The following is a 15506-nucleotide window of genomic DNA, read 5'->3' on the forward strand; positions in this document are numbered from 1 at the left end:
GACTCCGCTCCGCCGGGCCGCCGGTGCGTGCGCGGCCGCTTCGTCTCGGCGCTCATCGCCCGTACTGGGGCCGCGCCCGTAAACCGTCCAGGATCTGGCTGCCGAGCATCGTCACATCGCCCGCGCCCATGGTGATCACCACATCGCCGGGCAGCGCGAGCCGGGCGACCTGCCTGCCCACCCGCGACATATCGGGTTGGTAGTGCACGGGTTTGGTGACCGACTGGGCCACCAGTGCGCCGTTCACCCCGGGCAGCGGTTTCTCGCGCGCGCCGTACACATCGAGCACGACCACCTCGTCGGCGAGGCTGAGCGCGGTGCCGAACTCCGCGGCGAACGTCGCGGTGCGGCTGTACAGATGCGGCTGGAACACCACGATGACGCGCCCCTGCCGGGAGCGGGCGCCGTCGCGGGCCTCCTGCTGCACCAGTTCCGCGGCGGCGCCGAGCACCGCGCGCACCTCGGTCGGGTGATGGGCGTAATCGTCGAAGACGCGCACGCCGTTCTCCCGGCCCGCGAACTGGAAACGCCGGTGCACACCGCCGAAACCCTCCAGGCCCTGCACGATCTCGTCCACGTCGGCTCCGGCGGCGCGGGCCGCGAGCAGCGCGGCGAGCGCGTTCAAGGCCATGTGCCTGCCCGGCACCGACAACCGCAGAGTGCGCGGCGTAGCCTCGTCGGCGAGCTGGAACTGGGCGATACCGCCGACATCGCGCGGCTCCCAGCTGTGCAGCCGCACCCCGACCGGCACCGGCGCGTCGGCGAGTTCGCCGGAGCCGTAACCGAGTACCTGCACGTTCTTCTCGGCCAGGCGCGCGCCGACCCGCTCGGCCAGCGCGAGCGAACCGGGATCGTCCAGGCAGACGACCAGCAGCCCACCCGCGCTCAGCCGGTCGGCGAAATCGTCGAAGACCTGCACGTAGGCCTCGTCGGTGCCGAAGAAATCCAGGTGATCGGATTCGATGTTGGTGACCACCGCGACGTCCGGCTCGTATTGCAGCAGCGACCCGTCGCTCTCGTCGGCCTCGGCGACGAAGATGTCCCCGGTGCCGTGGTGGGCGTTGGTGCCCGCCTCGTTCAACTCCCCGCCCACCGCGAAGGACGGATCGAGACCGCAGTGCTGCAGCGACACGATGAGCATCGAGGTGGTGGAGGTCTTGCCGTGGGTACCCGACACCAGCAGCGTGCGATGGCCCTGCATCAGCGAGGCGAGCACGGCCGGGCGCAGCAGCACCGGGATCTCGCGCCGATTCGCTTCCACCAGTTCGGGATTGGTCTTCGGGATGGCCGCGTAGGTGGTGACCACCACGGTCGGGCCGCCGGGCAGCAGGTCCAGCGCGCTGGCGTCGTGCCCGATGCGCACCTGCGCGCCGCGCGCCCGCAGCGCGAGCACCCCGCGGCTCTCCTTCGCGTCCGACCCGGACACGGCGCCGCCGCGGGACAACAGGATCCGCGCGATACCGGACATTCCGGCACCGCCGATGCCGACCATGTGCACCCGTTCGAGCGCGGGCGGCAAAGCCGAAAGGTCCTCGTCGGTCATCCGGCGACCTCCAGCACGATGCGCGCCACCGCGTCGGCGGCGTCACGGTGCCCGGCACCGGCGGCGGCGCGGCCCATCTCGATCAGCCGTGCGGAGTCCATGAGCAGCGGAATCACCTCGTCGATCACGTATTTCGGCGTCAGCTCCGAATCGGGGACAATGCTGCCACCGCCCTGCCGGACCACCGGTCCGGCATTGAGCTCCTGCTCACCGTTGCCGTGCGGCAGTGGCACGTAGAACGCGGGCAGCCCGACCGCCGACACCTCGGCGACGGTCATCGCGCCCGACCGGCAGACCACCGCGTCGGCGGCGGCGTAGGCGAGGTCCATCCGGGAAAGATACGGCACCGCGACATAGCGCGCCGCACCGTCGCCGACCGCGACCTCGAGGGTGTTCTTGGGGCCGTGCGCGTGCAGCACCGAGATGCCGGCCGCGGCCAGTTGCGTCGCCGCGCCGGACACCGCGTCGTTCAGGCTCACCGCGCCCTGCGAGCCGCCGAACACCAGCAGCACCGGCCCCTCGGCGGGCAGCCCGAAATGCGCCCGGGCCTCGGCGCGCAACGCGGCACGATCCAGCGTGGTGATGGCCGCGCGCACCGGAATGCCGACGACCTGCGCCCCGGCCAGCCCGGAATCCGGCACGGCCGCGAGCACACGGCGCGCGCGCCGGGCGCCGACCTTGTTCGCGATACCGGCCTTGGCGTTGGCCTCGTGCACCACCACCGGCACCGCGCGCCGGCGGCGCAGCAGTCCCGGCCCGGCGGCCAGGTACGCCGGCAACGCGACGTAGCCGCCGAACCCGACGATCACATCCGCCTCGACCCGATCGATCACCGCGCGGGCCTGTGCCACCGAGGCGCGCACCCGGCCGGGCAACCGCAGCAGATCGGCGGTGGGCTTGCGGGGCAACGGAACCGGCGGGATCAGCTCGAGCGGATAACCGCGTTCGGGGATCAGGCGGGTTTCCAGGCCGCGTTCGGTACCGAGCGCCGTCACCCGGATCGAATCGTCGAGCCGTCGCAGCGCGTCCGCCACCGCCAGCGCCGGCTCGATGTGGCCCGCCGTGCCGCCGCCGGCGACGATTACCGAGATCACCTAGATCTTCCCCGTTCTCTTGCGTGGTTGACCGGATAGCTGGGTTCCCATGCCCTGGTGGCCCGCAGCGAGCTGGTGCCGCGGCTCTCCGGCGAGCGGCGCCTGCCCGGTTCGCTCTGGCCGCGACGGCCGGGCGGCAACGCCGCCTGTCGGCCCGACCGCGGCGCCTTGCCCCGCTGTGCGGACTTCGCTCTGGCGGCACTGGCCCGGGCCGGCGAGTACACCTCGGGTTTGGGCAGGCGTAGCAGCCTGCTGAATCTACCGTCCTGCCCGGCGTGCAACGCCGAAACCGCCTCGGGCTCGTGCCGGGCGGCGTTGGCGATGATGCCGAACATGAACAGGGTGATCGCCAGCGACGAACCGCCCGCCGACACCAGCGGCAGCTGCAGACCGGTCACCGGCAGCAGCCCGACCACATAGCCGATGTTGATCAGGGCCTGGCCGGTGATCCAGGTCGTCGCGGTCGCGGTGAGCAGCCGCAGGAACGGATCCACCGAGCGGCTCGCGATGCGCAGCCCGGTATAGACGAACAGCGCGAAGAGCCCGAGCACCAGGGCGCAGCCGAAGAAGCCGAGTTCCTCGCCGATGATGGCGAAGATGAAGTCGTTGTGCGAGTTGGGCAGATAGCTCCACTTGGCCCGGCTCTGCCCGAGGCCGCGACCCCAGATACCGCCGTCGGCCAGCGAGTACAGCGCTTGGCGCGCTTGGTAATTGATGCCCTGCGGGTCGTCACCGGGGTTGAAGAACGCGCGCATCCGATCGGAGCGGTAGCCGGCCGAGAGCGCGAGCACCGCGGCGGCGATCATGCCGGACACCGCGATCGTGACGAACAGGCGCAGCGGCAACCCGCCGAACCAGAGCAGCGCCGCCAGCACGATGCCGAGCGCGATCGTGGTGGACAGGTTCGGTTCCACCACCACGAGCAGGCACACCAGCAGGCCCGCGGGCACCAGCGGCATCAGGATGTCCTTGAGCGACGCGTGCTCCGAACGCCGCGACGCCAGCAGGTGCGCACCCCAGACGACCAGCGTGACCTTCACGATCTCCGACGGCTGCACCGAGAAGAAGCCGAGGTCGATCCAGCGCCGGGCGCCCTGCACCTTGGAACCGATGCCGGGCACCAGGACCAGCACCAGCCCGAGCACCGACACCACGAACAGCGGGAACGACCACTGGCGCAGCCTGCGCAACGGAATCCGCAGCGCCAGATAGAACAGCACGGCACCGATCGCCGCGAACATCGCCTGCTGGATGAACAGCGAATACGCCGAGCCCCCATCGACATACGCCTCGACGCTCGACGCCGAGAGCACCATCACCAGGCCCAGCACCGTGAGCAGCGTGGCGATGGTGACCACCAGATGGAAGGACGCGAGCGGCCGCGCGAGCCAGGCCACGAACCGGGCACCGGCCCGCGGGTCCACCCGCCGTGCGGTGTGCGTCTGATCTGCGCCGCTCACGAGCCCTCCACGGTTTCGCCGCCCTGCCGTCTCCGGGGCCGGAGCGCACGGCGCGAGGTCATAGTTGCCGCCCGACGTCACCGTCTTCCAGTGCGTGCACCGACGCCGCGAAACTGCGGCCCCGATGCGTGTAGTCGGTGAACATGTCCAACGACGCCGCGGCGGGGGCCAGCAGCACGGTGTCCCCGCGACGGGCATACCCGGCCGCGGCCCGTACCGCCCGCGCCATCACGGCGTCGGCCTTATCGGTTCTCGACGCGTCCGCACCCATCCCTGCATCGTCTCCCGCGATCAGCTCGACGACCGGGACCTCGGGCGCGTGTCGCGCCAATGCGGCGGCGAAAACCGGCGCGTCGGCCCCGATCAGCACCACGGCGACCAGCCGATCGGCGACCTCTTCCACGAGATCCTCGATCTGAGCGCCCTTGAGCTGCCCGCCCGCGAGCCAGACCACCTGCGGGTGCGCCAGGATCGCGGTGCGCGCCGCATGCGGGTTGGTGGCCTTGGAGTCATCGATGAAATCGACGCCGCCCACCTCGGCGACGAACGCCGAACGGTGCGGACCGACCTTGTGCTCGATCAGGCCTTCCCGGATGAACTGCGGGGCAACATCGATGGCGCGGGTGAGCGCGGCGGCAGCGAGCGCGTCCGCGACGCCCGCCGGTCCCGGCGGGCTGATGTCGCCGACCTCGGCCAGGATCGCGGCCTTGGTGAACGCGCGGTCCAGCAGCTTGCCGTCGACCACGCCGAGCTCACCGTCGGCGGGGACGCCGATGCGGAAGCCGACGGTCCGGCGCGCCTTGCTGCGCCGCGCCAGCGAGGCCGCCACCGGATCGTCGAGCCCGACCACGCCGACCCGGCCGAACAGCGCGCGCGCCTTGGCCGCGGCGTAGGCGTCGAGGCCGCCGTGCCAATCCAGATGATCCTCGGCCACATTGAGCACCACGCCCGCCTCCGGGCGCACCGAGGGCGCCCAGTGCAGCTGGAACGAGGACAGCTCGACGGAGAGCACCTGCGGACCGGGGTTGCGCCGCAAGGCATCCAGGATCGGCAGGCCGATATTGCCGCACGCGACGCTGGGGATACCCGCGGCGCGCAGGATGGCGTGCGTCATCTGCGTGGTGGTGGTCTTGCCGTTGGTCCCGGTGATCACCAGCCACTTGCGCACCGGCCCGTAGATCCTGGCTTGATCCACCCACCAGGCGAATTCGACGTCACCCCAGACCGGTGTGCCCTCGGCAACCGCCGCGGCCAGCACCGGCGAATCGGGCCGCCAGCCCGGACTGGTGATCACCAGCGCGAACCGGCTCCAGTCGGTGGATTCGAGTTCGACGCAGGTGGCGATGTCCAGGCCGAGCCCGGCCGCCTCGGCCAGCGCCGCGGCGCCGCCGTCGGTGACCACCGGGCGCGCCCCGATATCGCGCAGCGGCTCGACCAGCGAGCGCCCCGACACACCCCAGCCCGCGACGAGAACGTCACGGCCGCGCAGGAATTCGAGCATGGGCCCTGGTGTACGCAGGGCCCGAGGAGAATGTTCGACCATCGCTAGTTCACCCGACCGCAGAGAGATATTCGCTGTAGAACAAACCGAGTCCGACCGCGGAAGCTATCGCGGCCAATAGCCAGAACCTGATGATCACCGTAGTCTCGGCCCATTTACTGAGTTCGAAGTGATGATGGAACGGCGCCATCTTGAACAACCGGTTGCGTGTGGTGCGGTACACCGCCACCTGCAGCACCACCGACAACGTCTCGGCTACGAACAGCGCGCCGATCACGATCATCAGCAGTTCGGTGCGGGTGGTGATGGACAGGCCGGCCAGCAGACCGCCGAGCGCCAGCGAACCGGTGTCGCCCATGAAGATCTTCGCGGGCGCGGCATTCCACCACAGGAAGCCGACGCAGGCCGCGGCGCCCGCGGCACACACCAGCGCCAGGTCGAGCGGGTCGCGCACGTTGTAGCAACCGGTCTCGGGCTTGGTCTCGCACGCGTGGTAGTACTGCCAGAACGTGATCACCACGTAGCCGCCGAGCACCAGGCTCATCGAGCCGGCCGCGAGCCCGTCCAGTCCGTCGGTGAGGTTCACCGCGTTGGACCAGGCGACCACGACCAGGCAGACGAACACCAGGAACACGACGACACCCATGGTCACCGTGCTGATGTCGCGCACATAGGACAGGTGCCTGCTGGCCGGGGTGAGCCCGCTCGCCCCGCGGAACTGCAACGCGAGCACGCCGAAGACGACGGCCGAGGTCAACTGACCGAGGTACTTGCCCGCGGCGGTGAGACCGAGATTGCGCTGCTTACGGATCTTGATGAAATCGTCGACGAAGCCGACGCCGCCCAGCGCGGTAGCCAGGCCGAGCACCAGCAGACCGGACGCCGACGGGCCGTCGGCGTTGTAGCCGATACCGATCAGGTGCGAGCCCAGGTAACCGGCCCACATGCCGATGATGATCGCGACACCGCCCATCGTGGGCGTGCCCCGCTTCGCCTGATGGCTGGCCGGGCCGTCGACCCGGATCTCCTGGCCGAAACCCTGCTTGGCGAACATCTTGATCAGCAGTGGGGTCAGCAGAATCGAGACGGCGAGCGCGATCGCCGCCGCGAACAGAATCTGTCTCACTCCAACGCCTCCGCCTTAGTGTGGTCGCGCTCGGTGTTGATCAGGTGTTCGGCGACCTCCCAGAGGCCCACCGACTTCGACGCTTTCACGAGCACCACGTCGCCGGACTCGATTTCGTCGTCGAGCAACGCGATGGCGGCACCGATGTCGGGCACCAGGATCGACTCCTCACCCCATGAGCCTTCCATCACCGCTCCCTGGTGCATCGCGCGGGACGGCCTTCCGGACCCGACGACGACGAGCCGGTCCACATCCAGGCGCACCGCGAGCCGCCCGATCCGGTCGTGCTCGAGCACGGATTCCTCGCCCAGCTCACCCATTTCGCCGAGCACCGCCCAGCTGCGCCGCGGGGTCTCGCCGGACCGCGACATGGTGACCAGCGCCTTGAGCGCGGCACGCACCGAGTCGGGGTTGGCGTTGTAGGAGTCGTTGACGACGGTGACCCCGTCGGTGGTGGTGCGCACGTCCATGCGCCGGGCCGACGCGGCGTGCGCGCCGGACAGGGCGGCGGCGATCGCGTCCAGCTCGGCACCGCATTCCAGCGCGACCGCGGTCGCGGAAAGCGCGTTGCCGACCTGATGTTCGCCGTGCACCGCCAGCCGCACCGCCGCGCTGCCCGCGGCGGTGTGCAGGGTGAAACCGGCGCGCGCTTCGTCGTCGAGGCGAACGTCGGTAGCCCGGATATCGGCGCCTTCGGAGAGACCGACGGTCACCACGCGCGCGGTGGTACGCGCAGCCATGGCGGCGACCTGCGGGTCGTCGGCGTTGAGCACGGCCAGGCCGGTCGGCGGAAGCGCCTGCACCAGTTCGCCTTTGGTCTTGGCGATGGCCTCACGGCTGCCGAATTCCCCGAGATGCGCGGTGCCGACGTTGAGCACGACGCCGATCGCCGGCGGCGCGACCTCGGCGAGCGCGGCGATATGCCCCGGGCCGCGGGCCGACAGCTCGAGCACCAGGAACCGAGTCTCGGCATTGGCGCGCAACGCCGTCCACGGATGACCCAGCTCGTTGTTGAACGAACCGGGCGGGGCGACCACGGGGCCGAGCGGCGCGAGCACCGCTGCGAGCAGATCCTTGGTGGAGGTCTTGCCGGACGAGCCGGTCACCCCGATCACCGTGAGACTGCCTGCCGCGGTGAGACGTTGCACGCTCGCGCGCGCCAGGTCGGCCAGCGCGGCCAGCACCGCGGCGCCCGATCCGTCCGAATCACCGCTCAGCGCAACCGAACTCGACGGCACCGAGCCGGGGTTCGGCGCGACCACGATGGCGGGCACCCCCACCGGGCGCGCGGCGAGCACGGCGGTCGCGCCCGCGGCGATCGCCGCGTCCGCGTAGTCGTGGCCGTCCACGTGCTCCCCCGGCAGGGCCAGGAACAGATCGCCGGAACCGATTCGGCGCGAATCGAATTCGACCGAACCGGTCACCCGCACCTCCGGGTCGGGTACGTCGTGCAGCGTGCCGCCCACGACGTCCGCGATCTCCCGCAGTGTCATCTCGATCATGAAACCGTCAAGTCCTCCGCGTCCGCGCGCTGCGGACTTCGCCTGTCCAGTGCGGCCGCGAGCACGTCGCGATCGTCGAAGGGGTACTTCACGCCCTGGATCTCCTGCCCTGTCTCGTGGCCCTTGCCCGCGACCAGCACCACGTCGCCGGGCTGTGCCCAATTCACTGCCGCCGCAATGGCTTCGGCGCGATCACCGAGCTCGAGCACGGTACCGCGCGCGGCTTCGGGCAGTTCCAGCGCACCCGCCCGCAGCGCCGCGCGGATGCTCGCCGGGTCTTCGCTGCGCGGGTTGTCGTCGGTGATGATCAGCAGGTCGGCGTGTGCGCCCACCGCGCCCATCATCGCGCGCTTGCCCGCGTCGCGGTCGCCGCCGGCGCCGACCACCACGGCGAGCCGCCCCGGCGCGTCGGGTGCGTCGTCCGCGAGATAGCCACGCAGCGTGGCGATCACCGATTCCAGCGCGGCGGGCTTGTGCGCGTAGTCGACGATCGCGAGGAAGTCCTGCCCGCGCTCCACCCGCTGCATCCGGCCCGGCACATCGACGGTCGCCAGCGCGGGCGCGGCCACCGCGGCGTCGACGCCGGCCGCCGCGCAGATCGCCACCGCGAGCAGGCCGTTGGCCACGTTGTAGCGGCCGGGCAGACGCAGCCGCACATCGACGGTGCCGTCCGGCCCGGCCGCGGTGAACTCCTGCTCGCCGCCGTGCGCGCTGATCGCACCGTCGAGCGACCAATCGCTGGCCGCGACGTGCTCCGGCTCGGCGGGCGCGTCCGGACCGGACGCGCGCTGCTCGATGGTGGACACCGTGATCGGCGCGTCGAGTCCGTCCGCGAGCCGCCGCCCCCACTGGTCGTCGACGCAGACCACCGCGGTGCGCGCGGCGATCGGCGAACTCGGCTCGAACAGCCTGCGCTTGGCCGCGAAGTAGTCCTCGAAATCGGCGTGGAAGTCCAGATGATCCTGGGACAGATTGGTGAACGCGCCCACGGCAAACCGCACGCCGTCCACCCGGCCCAGCGCGAGCGCGTGGCTGGACACCTCCATCACCACCGCGTCCACGCCCTGCTCCACCATCAGCGCGAACATCGCGTGCAGCTGCGGCGCCTCGGGCGTGGTCAACGCGCTCGGCACCCGTCGGCCGCCGATCCGGGTCTCGATGGTGCCGATCAGCGCGGTGGACCAGCCCGCGGCGGCCAGGCCCGCCTCCACCAGATACGAGGTGGTCGTCTTGCCCGAGGTGCCGGTGATGCCGACGATGCGCAGCCGCTCGCACGGATTGCCGTAGACGGCCGCGGACAGCTCGCCGAGCACTGCGCGCGGGTTCTCCCGCACCAGCACGGGCACCTCCAGCGCCCCGGCCAGCTCGGCGCCCGCCGCGTCGGTGAACACCGCCACCGCGCCCCGCTCGACCGCGTCGCGGGCGAACCGGGCGCCGTGCGCCCGTGCTCCCGGTAACGCGACGAACAGGTCACCGGGCAGGACCGCCCCCGAGCGCTGTTCGATGCCGGTCACAGACACCGCGTCCACCGGCCGCGCGCCGCTCGGCTGTGCCCCGGCGGCGGATGCCAACGTGGCCAGCGGCGTCACAGGGGGCTGGGCGGGCCGCAACGTACGCGGTTCACCGGACTGCACAGAAATCAGGCTCCTCTCGGCGGCGACGATCGACGTGTCAGGTTACCGGCGACCGATCACAGCGCGACAAGCACGGTCTTTACCGGAGGCATTACCCGGCTTGCAGGACAAACTTCTTGGACGGTTCCGGCGACGGCGGAATGCGGTCGCGCTGCAACGCCCAGGAGGCGATGCTGTGGAACAGCGGCGCCGCCGACTGCCCGCCGCTGCCGTCCGAACTGCGCACCGGGTCGTCGAGCATGAGGCCGACGACGTAGCGCGGATTGTCCGCCGGGGCGATGCCCGCGAAGGTGATGTAGTAGCTGTCGCTGGAATAGCAGTGGCAGCGCGGGTCGGTCTTCTGCGCCGTGCCGGTCTTGCCCGCGATCTGGTAGCCCTCGACCGCCGCCGACGCGCCGGTGCCGTTCTGGTTGGCGTTCATCGGGTCACGCTGGGTCACGGCCTGGAACATGGTGCGCAGCGTCGCCGCGGTCTGCGGGCTCACTACCCGGATGCCGTCGGGCTGCGGCTCGTCGCTGCGCTTGCCGTCCGGCCCGATCTTGGCCTTGACGATGCGCGGCGGAATCCGCACGCCGTCGTTCGCGATGGTCTGGTACATGCCGGTCATCTGCAGCGTGGTCATCGAAAGTCCCTGCCCGATGGGCAGGTTCGCGAAGGTGCCGCCGGACCACTGATCCCGGGCGGGCACCCGCCCGCTGCTCTCGCCGGGCAGGCCGACACCGGTGCGCTGGCCGAGGCCGAAGCGGCTGAGCATGTCCGCGTACCGGTCCTCGCCGACCCGCTGGGCCAGCATCAGCGTGCCCACGTTGGACGAGCGGCCGAAGATGCCGGTGGTGGTGTACGGCGCGACCCCGTGCTCCCACGCGTCGTTGACGGTGACACCGGCCATCCGGATGCTGCCCGGAACCTGGTGCACCTCATCAGGAGTGGTCAATCCGTACTCGATCGCGGCGGACGCGGTGACGATCTTGTTCACCGAGCCGGGCTCGAACGGCGCGGTGACCGAGGGATTGCTCATCCCGGCCGAATCCCAGGTGGAGGCCGGCAGTTGCGGATTGAAGGTGTTGTCGTTGGCCATGGCCAGCACCTGACCCGTCTTGGCGTCGAGCACCACCGCGGAGGCGCCCTGCGCGCCGGACATGTCCCTGGCCTGCTGCACCTGCTGCTGCACGTAGTACTGCAGATCCGAGTCGATGGTCAGCTCGACGCCGTTGCCGTTCACGGCATTCTGCTCGTCACGCCAGCTGCCCGGAATGACCGCGCCGTCGGAACCGCGGTCGTAGGTGTGCGAACCGTCGGTGCCCGCGAGCACCGAGTCCAGCGACGATTCGAGACCGATCTGCCCGTGCCCGTCCCAGCCGGTGGCGCCGATCACGTTGGCCGCCAACGACCCACCGGGGTACTCGCGCGGATACTGCGCGTCCGCGCCGACCTCCGGGAACTGGGTCCGGATATCCGCGGCGATCCGCGGGTCCACCCCGCGCGCCAGGTAGACGAAATTCTCGTCACTGCGCAGCTTGGCCAGCAGGTCCGCCTCCGACGGACCGGCCTTGCCGAGCTTCTCGTGCACCGTCTTGGCGATCGCCTTCAAGCGCTCGTCCGGGTCAGGAGCCTTGTCGCTCTTGGCTTTCGCGTCCGCCAGCTGCTTGCGCACCGGAACCGGCCGGAAGCTCAGCTGTTTCGCCGCGACGGTGAAGGCGAGCGATTTGCCGTTGCGATCGGTGATCGGGCCGCGCACCGCGTAATCGAGTTCGTGCATGACGCGCTGATTCGAGGCCTGCGCGGAAAGGCCTGGCGCCTTGATGGTTTGGATCTGCAACAACTGCAACGCGACCACACCGAGCGCGAGCAACATCGCGATCCGACCCGCGCCGAGGCGCCGGCGCAGCGGCCCGCCCTTGCCGGGCCGGGCACGGCGGGACCGTGCGGTCCGAGCCGGACCAGGCCCGCGACGCTGACGCGGTGCGGGCCTGGTCTGCGTCACCGTTGGCCTCCGTCACCCGGAAGTGTTTGCGGCTGCGGGGTTTCCAGCAGCGCCTGAGCCGGATCGACAGGCTGGTGCGGGGTTTCGGCCTGCGGCGCGGCCTCGGCCTGCGGCGCGGCCGGTACCGGCGACGGCGGCACCGGGCTGGCGGGCACGGGGCTCACCGGCACCGCGTTGGCCTGAATGTTGGTGCCCGGAGCCGGAAGTGGGGCGGGGGTCGGCGTGGTCGTGACCGGCATCACGCGCTCACCGCGCGCCTGGGCGTTGTTCGCGGGCGGCGGTACCGGCGCGGACGGCGACACGTTCAACGGCGGCACCGGTGGCCCCTCCGCCGGCGTCGGCTTGCCGATCACGGTCACGGTGCCGTCCGGAGCGACCACGATGCGGGCCGGATCCTTGGCCGGGATCATGCCCAGCTCGCGGGCGCGGGCGGCCAGCTCGGGCGCGGAATCCGCGCCCTCCACCTCGCGCTGCAGGGCCGCGCGCTCGTCGGCCAGGCGCTTGTTGGTGGCCCGGATGTCGCCGAGCTGGTAGCTGTCCTCGGCGGCCCGGGTGGTCAGCAGCAGCGTCAAGGCCAGGCCGCAGCCCAGCAGCGCGATGATCGCCACCACGAACGGAATCCGCGTGGCCATGACCGAAGCCTGCCGCAGTGGCAGATCAGGTGTGTCCGAACGGCTTTCGGCGCGCGTCCGGCGCCGTGCGTAGGCCCGCTGCGCGGCGCCCGACTTCACCCGCTCGGACTCGTGCGCCCGGCGCGCGATGCGCCCGGGCGTCTGAACGGTCCGCGTCCGAATGCTCATGACTGCGCCTCGCCGGCGCTCGGCTCCATCATGTGCATGGCACGCCGGCACATGATTCGCTCACTTCGTTCTCTCATGTTTCTGTCCCCTCGAGAGTCTGTGCGGGACGTCCGGCCTCCCTTGTCCAGGCCCCGCACCCGGTCCGCCGGAAGACGACAGCGGCTGCGTGTCTCTCCCGGCCTCCTGCGATCGATGCGGGACGGACCCGCATCGGCTCAGCCGAAGGAGCGCACGCCTGGGCGTGTCTCGATCGGCCACGTGTCCATGTGGGCCATCCGCGCTCGGCCACGAGGGCGAGCGCCACGGGTACGGGTCTCATCCCCGCTCCTGGATTCGCTCTGCGGCGCGCATCCGAACCGGAGCGGCGCGCGGATTTTCCTCGATCTCCGCCTCGGTCGCCTTCTCGGCGCCACGGGTCAGCATCCGGAATTCCGGTCCCATGCCCGGCAATTCGACGGGCAGATCCACCGGGGTCCGGGAGGCCGCGCGCGGCGCGAACTCCTGCTTGACCACCTTGTCTTCCAGTGACTGATACGACATGACGACGATCCGGCCGCCCACCCGCAGCGCGTCCAGGGCGGCGGGCAGGGCGGCGCGCAGCGAATCGAGTTCGCTGTTCACCTCCACCCGCAACGCCTGAAAGGTGCGTTTGGCCGGATGCCCGCCGGTCCGCCGGGTCGCCGCGGGGATCGTCGCGTAAAGCAGTTCGACCAGCTCGGCGCTGGTGGTGAACGGCTTCTGCTGGCGACGGCGCAGCACCTCGAAGGCGATCTTGCCCGCGAAGCGTTCCTCCCCATAGGTTTTCAGCACCCGGGCCAGGTCGCCGTGGCTGTAGGTGTTGAGCACATCGGCGGCGGTCGGGCCGGTGGTCGGGTCCATCCGCATATCCAGCGGCGCGTCGATCGAATACGCGAAACCGCGGTCGGCCTCGTCGAGCTGCATGGACGACACACCGAGGTCCATCAGGATGCCGGATACCGAGCCGGCGGCGCTCAGCCCCGCCTCGCTCAGCGCATCGGCGATGCCGTCATATCGGGTGTGCACCAACGTGATTCGGTCGGCGAACGGCGCGAGCCGGTCACCGGCCAGTTTCAGCGCCGTGGTGTCGCGATCCAGGCCCACCAACCGCAGGCCCGGGTAGGTGCGCAGGAAATGTTCGGCGTGCCCGCCTAATCCGAGGGTCGCATCGAGGTAGACCGCACCCGGCTCGGTGAGTGCGGGGCCGAGCAGCGCGTCGGCGCGGCCGAGCAACACCGGAATATGGCGGGGCTCACGCGGGTCGTCCAGGTGCTGTCCATGGTTCACCTCGACCTCCCGGGATCTGCCTCGCTTCGTCGCGCACCGCGCACGGGTCGCCTTGTTCCGCAATGCTTTTGCATAAGAAACCGTTGCCGGAGACGAATGCCCCGTGGTCTCTGACCGAGCCGCGGCACCTGGCGTCGGGGAAGTACGTCAGGGTCCGCGTCCGGGCAGAGGCCGCGCGGCACTCGTTCGCTCGGGGCTAGAAGATTCCGCCCAGCGACTCGTCTCTCGCTTGCGAGAAGTCCTCCTCGTGCTCGGCGAGGTAGGAGTCCCACGCCTGCTTGTCCCATATTTCGAGGAAATCGACCGAGCCGATCACCACGCAATCCCGTTGCAGGTTCGCGTAGCGACGATGTTCGGCCGACAACACGATCCGGCCCTGCGCGTCCGGACGCTGTTCGTCCGTACCGGCCGCGAGTGCCCGGACGAACGCGCGGGCCTGCGGGTTACTCCGAGACGCCGCCGCGGCTCGCCGGGCGAGCGCGGTGAACTCTTCTCTGGGGTACACGGCAAGGCTGTGGTCCTGACCCTTCGTGACCATCAACCCTCCCGCCAGATCGTCTCGAAATTTCGCAGGCAACGTGAGTCGCCCCTTGTCGTCCAAGCGAGGTGTGTAGGTACCGAGAAACAACTCGATACCTCCCTAGTCGATCACCTCGATGGTCGGCCTTTCCTGTGGTGCGCGCTCCACATTACCCCACTTTCCCCCACTTTCAATCGAAACCGCCGGTGATCTGGCTCCCCGCTCAGATGATTCCGCAGGTCATCCCAGCTATCACCCAGGTGGAGAACTTTTTGCGTGTTCTGCCGACACGCACGGTACGCCTGGACAAACGCCCGGAAACACCCAGCAAACACCCCAGGTACCGTCCGGCTCGGCCGATGATGGGGCGATGTGGGGGAACCGCGTGGGGCGGTGTGGGGAATCTTGGTGGGGCGAGGTGGGAGATCTTGGTGGACCCACCACGGACGCGAGACGGCGACGCCGCACCTCGTCGGTGCGGCGTCGCCGTCTGTGCTGAAGTTGTCAGGCTACGAGCAAGCCGTTCGTCGCGGTGGGTGCGAATCGCCGGACCCGCACCGAACCCGCCGGCGAGCGCTACTCCTGCTCGAACCGGCGCCGGAAGCGATCTTCCATGCGCTCGGAGAAGCCGCCCGACTTTCGTTGGCGGCTACGCCCACTCGGTCCGCTGCCTGGACCACCGGGAGCGGCATCGCCGCCGGACCGATCGCCCTTGGTGATGCCCTTGGATCCGCCGAGCAGCAGGAGCACGCCCGCGGCGAACATCACGATGAATCCGACCAGACTGATGATCGGAAAGCCGCCCGGCTTCACTGGAGCAGCGATGCCGGCGACGAGTAGAAACAGACCAAGGACGAACAGGGCCGCGGCCTGGAGTCTGCGACGACTCGAGGTCGAGCGAAGGCGTCCGCCGCGGACGGACGACGCGAACTTCGGATCCTCAGCATAGAGCGCGCTCTCGATCTGTTCGAGCATGCGCTGCTCGTGCTCGGAGAGTGGCACGGTACCTCCCCCGGCACTAGGCGTGGCTGTCGCCT

At 70.2% G+C, this 15506-nt stretch carries 12 protein-coding genes; all 12 read right to left on the reverse strand.

The features are described 5' to 3' along the window. Positions 1-52: 52 nt before the first annotated feature. A complete protein-coding gene (murC, locus tag NVU01S_RS30635; protein WP_043667968.1) occupies positions 53-1543 on the reverse strand; it encodes a UDP-N-acetylmuramate--L-alanine ligase in 1491 nt (496 codons plus the stop codon). Continuing rightward, the gene (gene murG / locus NVU01S_RS30640; RefSeq protein WP_043667972.1) at positions 1540-2637 is read right to left on the reverse strand and encodes an undecaprenyldiphospho-muramoylpentapeptide beta-N-acetylglucosaminyltransferase; all 1098 of its coding nucleotides are present in this window, start codon (positions 2635-2637) and stop codon (positions 1540-1542) included. Before murG ends, murC begins: the two co-directional genes overlap by 4 nt. Then, entirely contained in the window at positions 2634-4097 is a 1464-nt protein-coding gene (ftsW, locus tag NVU01S_RS30645) for a putative lipid II flippase FtsW (protein WP_373864224.1), read from the reverse strand. The genes murG and ftsW overlap by 4 nt, the downstream gene beginning before the upstream one ends. Positions 4098-4155: 58 nt before the next feature. Beyond that, positions 4156-5598, reverse strand: coding sequence for a UDP-N-acetylmuramoyl-L-alanine--D-glutamate ligase (gene murD / locus NVU01S_RS30650; RefSeq protein ID WP_043667976.1), 1443 nt, complete (start codon positions 5596-5598; stop codon positions 4156-4158). Positions 5599-5647: 49 nt separating this feature from the next. Then, on the reverse strand, positions 5648-6724 hold the full coding sequence (gene mraY, locus NVU01S_RS30655; protein ID WP_014983158.1) for a phospho-N-acetylmuramoyl-pentapeptide-transferase: 1077 nt from the start codon (positions 6722-6724) through the stop codon (positions 5648-5650). Continuing rightward, positions 6721-8226, reverse strand: coding sequence for a UDP-N-acetylmuramoyl-tripeptide--D-alanyl-D-alanine ligase (locus NVU01S_RS30660; protein ID WP_043667979.1), 1506 nt, complete (start codon positions 8224-8226; stop codon positions 6721-6723). Before NVU01S_RS30660 ends, mraY begins: the two co-directional genes overlap by 4 nt. Continuing rightward, the gene (locus NVU01S_RS30665) at positions 8223-9866 is read right to left on the reverse strand and encodes a UDP-N-acetylmuramoyl-L-alanyl-D-glutamate--2,6-diaminopimelate ligase (RefSeq protein ID WP_373864227.1); all 1644 of its coding nucleotides are present in this window, start codon (positions 9864-9866) and stop codon (positions 8223-8225) included. Before NVU01S_RS30665 ends, NVU01S_RS30660 begins: the two co-directional genes overlap by 4 nt. Before the next feature lie 85 nt (positions 9867-9951). Beyond that, positions 9952-11715, reverse strand: a complete 1764-nt coding sequence (locus tag NVU01S_RS30670; protein ID WP_043667985.1) for a peptidoglycan D,D-transpeptidase FtsI family protein — start codon at positions 11713-11715, stop codon at positions 9952-9954. Between the two features lie 125 nt (positions 11716-11840). Further along, a complete protein-coding gene (ftsL, locus tag NVU01S_RS30675; protein ID WP_043667988.1) occupies positions 11841-12644 on the reverse strand; it encodes a cell division protein FtsL in 804 nt (267 codons plus the stop codon). A 315-nt stretch (positions 12645-12959) separates the two neighbouring features. Further along, positions 12960-13949 (reverse strand): 16S rRNA (cytosine(1402)-N(4))-methyltransferase RsmH, encoded by a 990-nt coding sequence (gene rsmH, locus NVU01S_RS30680; protein WP_052280423.1) that lies wholly within the window; start codon positions 13947-13949, stop codon positions 12960-12962. Positions 13950-14145: 196 nt separating this feature from the next. Next, complete coding sequence (gene mraZ / locus NVU01S_RS30685) at positions 14146-14577, reverse strand: division/cell wall cluster transcriptional repressor MraZ (protein ID WP_014983152.1); 432 nt, start codon at positions 14575-14577, stop codon at positions 14146-14148. A 468-nt stretch (positions 14578-15045) separates the two neighbouring features. Continuing rightward, positions 15046-15471, reverse strand: coding sequence for an SCO2097 family morphological protein (locus NVU01S_RS30690; protein ID WP_014983151.1), 426 nt, complete (start codon positions 15469-15471; stop codon positions 15046-15048). Between the last annotated feature and the right edge of the window lie 35 nt (positions 15472-15506).

The organism is Nocardia vulneris (assembly GCF_001613425.1).
GTDB classification, from domain to species: Bacteria; Actinomycetota; Actinomycetes; order Mycobacteriales; family Mycobacteriaceae; genus Nocardia; species Nocardia vulneris.

What these genes read in the sequence shown, in the direction of transcription:
- murC (WP_043667968.1), bottom strand. Translation starts at nt 1,543, where the DNA reads ATGACCGACGAGGACCTTTCGGCTTTGCCGCCCGCGCTCGAACGGGTG.
- murD (WP_043667976.1), bottom strand. Translation starts at nt 5,598, where the DNA reads ATGCTCGAATTCCTGCGCGGCCGTGACGTTCTCGTCGCGGGCTGGGGT.
- ftsL (WP_043667988.1), bottom strand. Translation starts at nt 12,644, where the DNA reads ATGAGCATTCGGACGCGGACCGTTCAGACGCCCGGGCGCATCGCGCGC.
- NVU01S_RS30660 (WP_043667979.1), bottom strand. Translation starts at nt 8,226, where the DNA reads ATGATCGAGATGACACTGCGGGAGATCGCGGACGTCGTGGGCGGCACG.
- NVU01S_RS30670 (WP_043667985.1), bottom strand. Translation starts at nt 11,715, where the DNA reads ATGTTGCTCGCGCTCGGTGTGGTCGCGTTGCAGTTGTTGCAGATCCAA.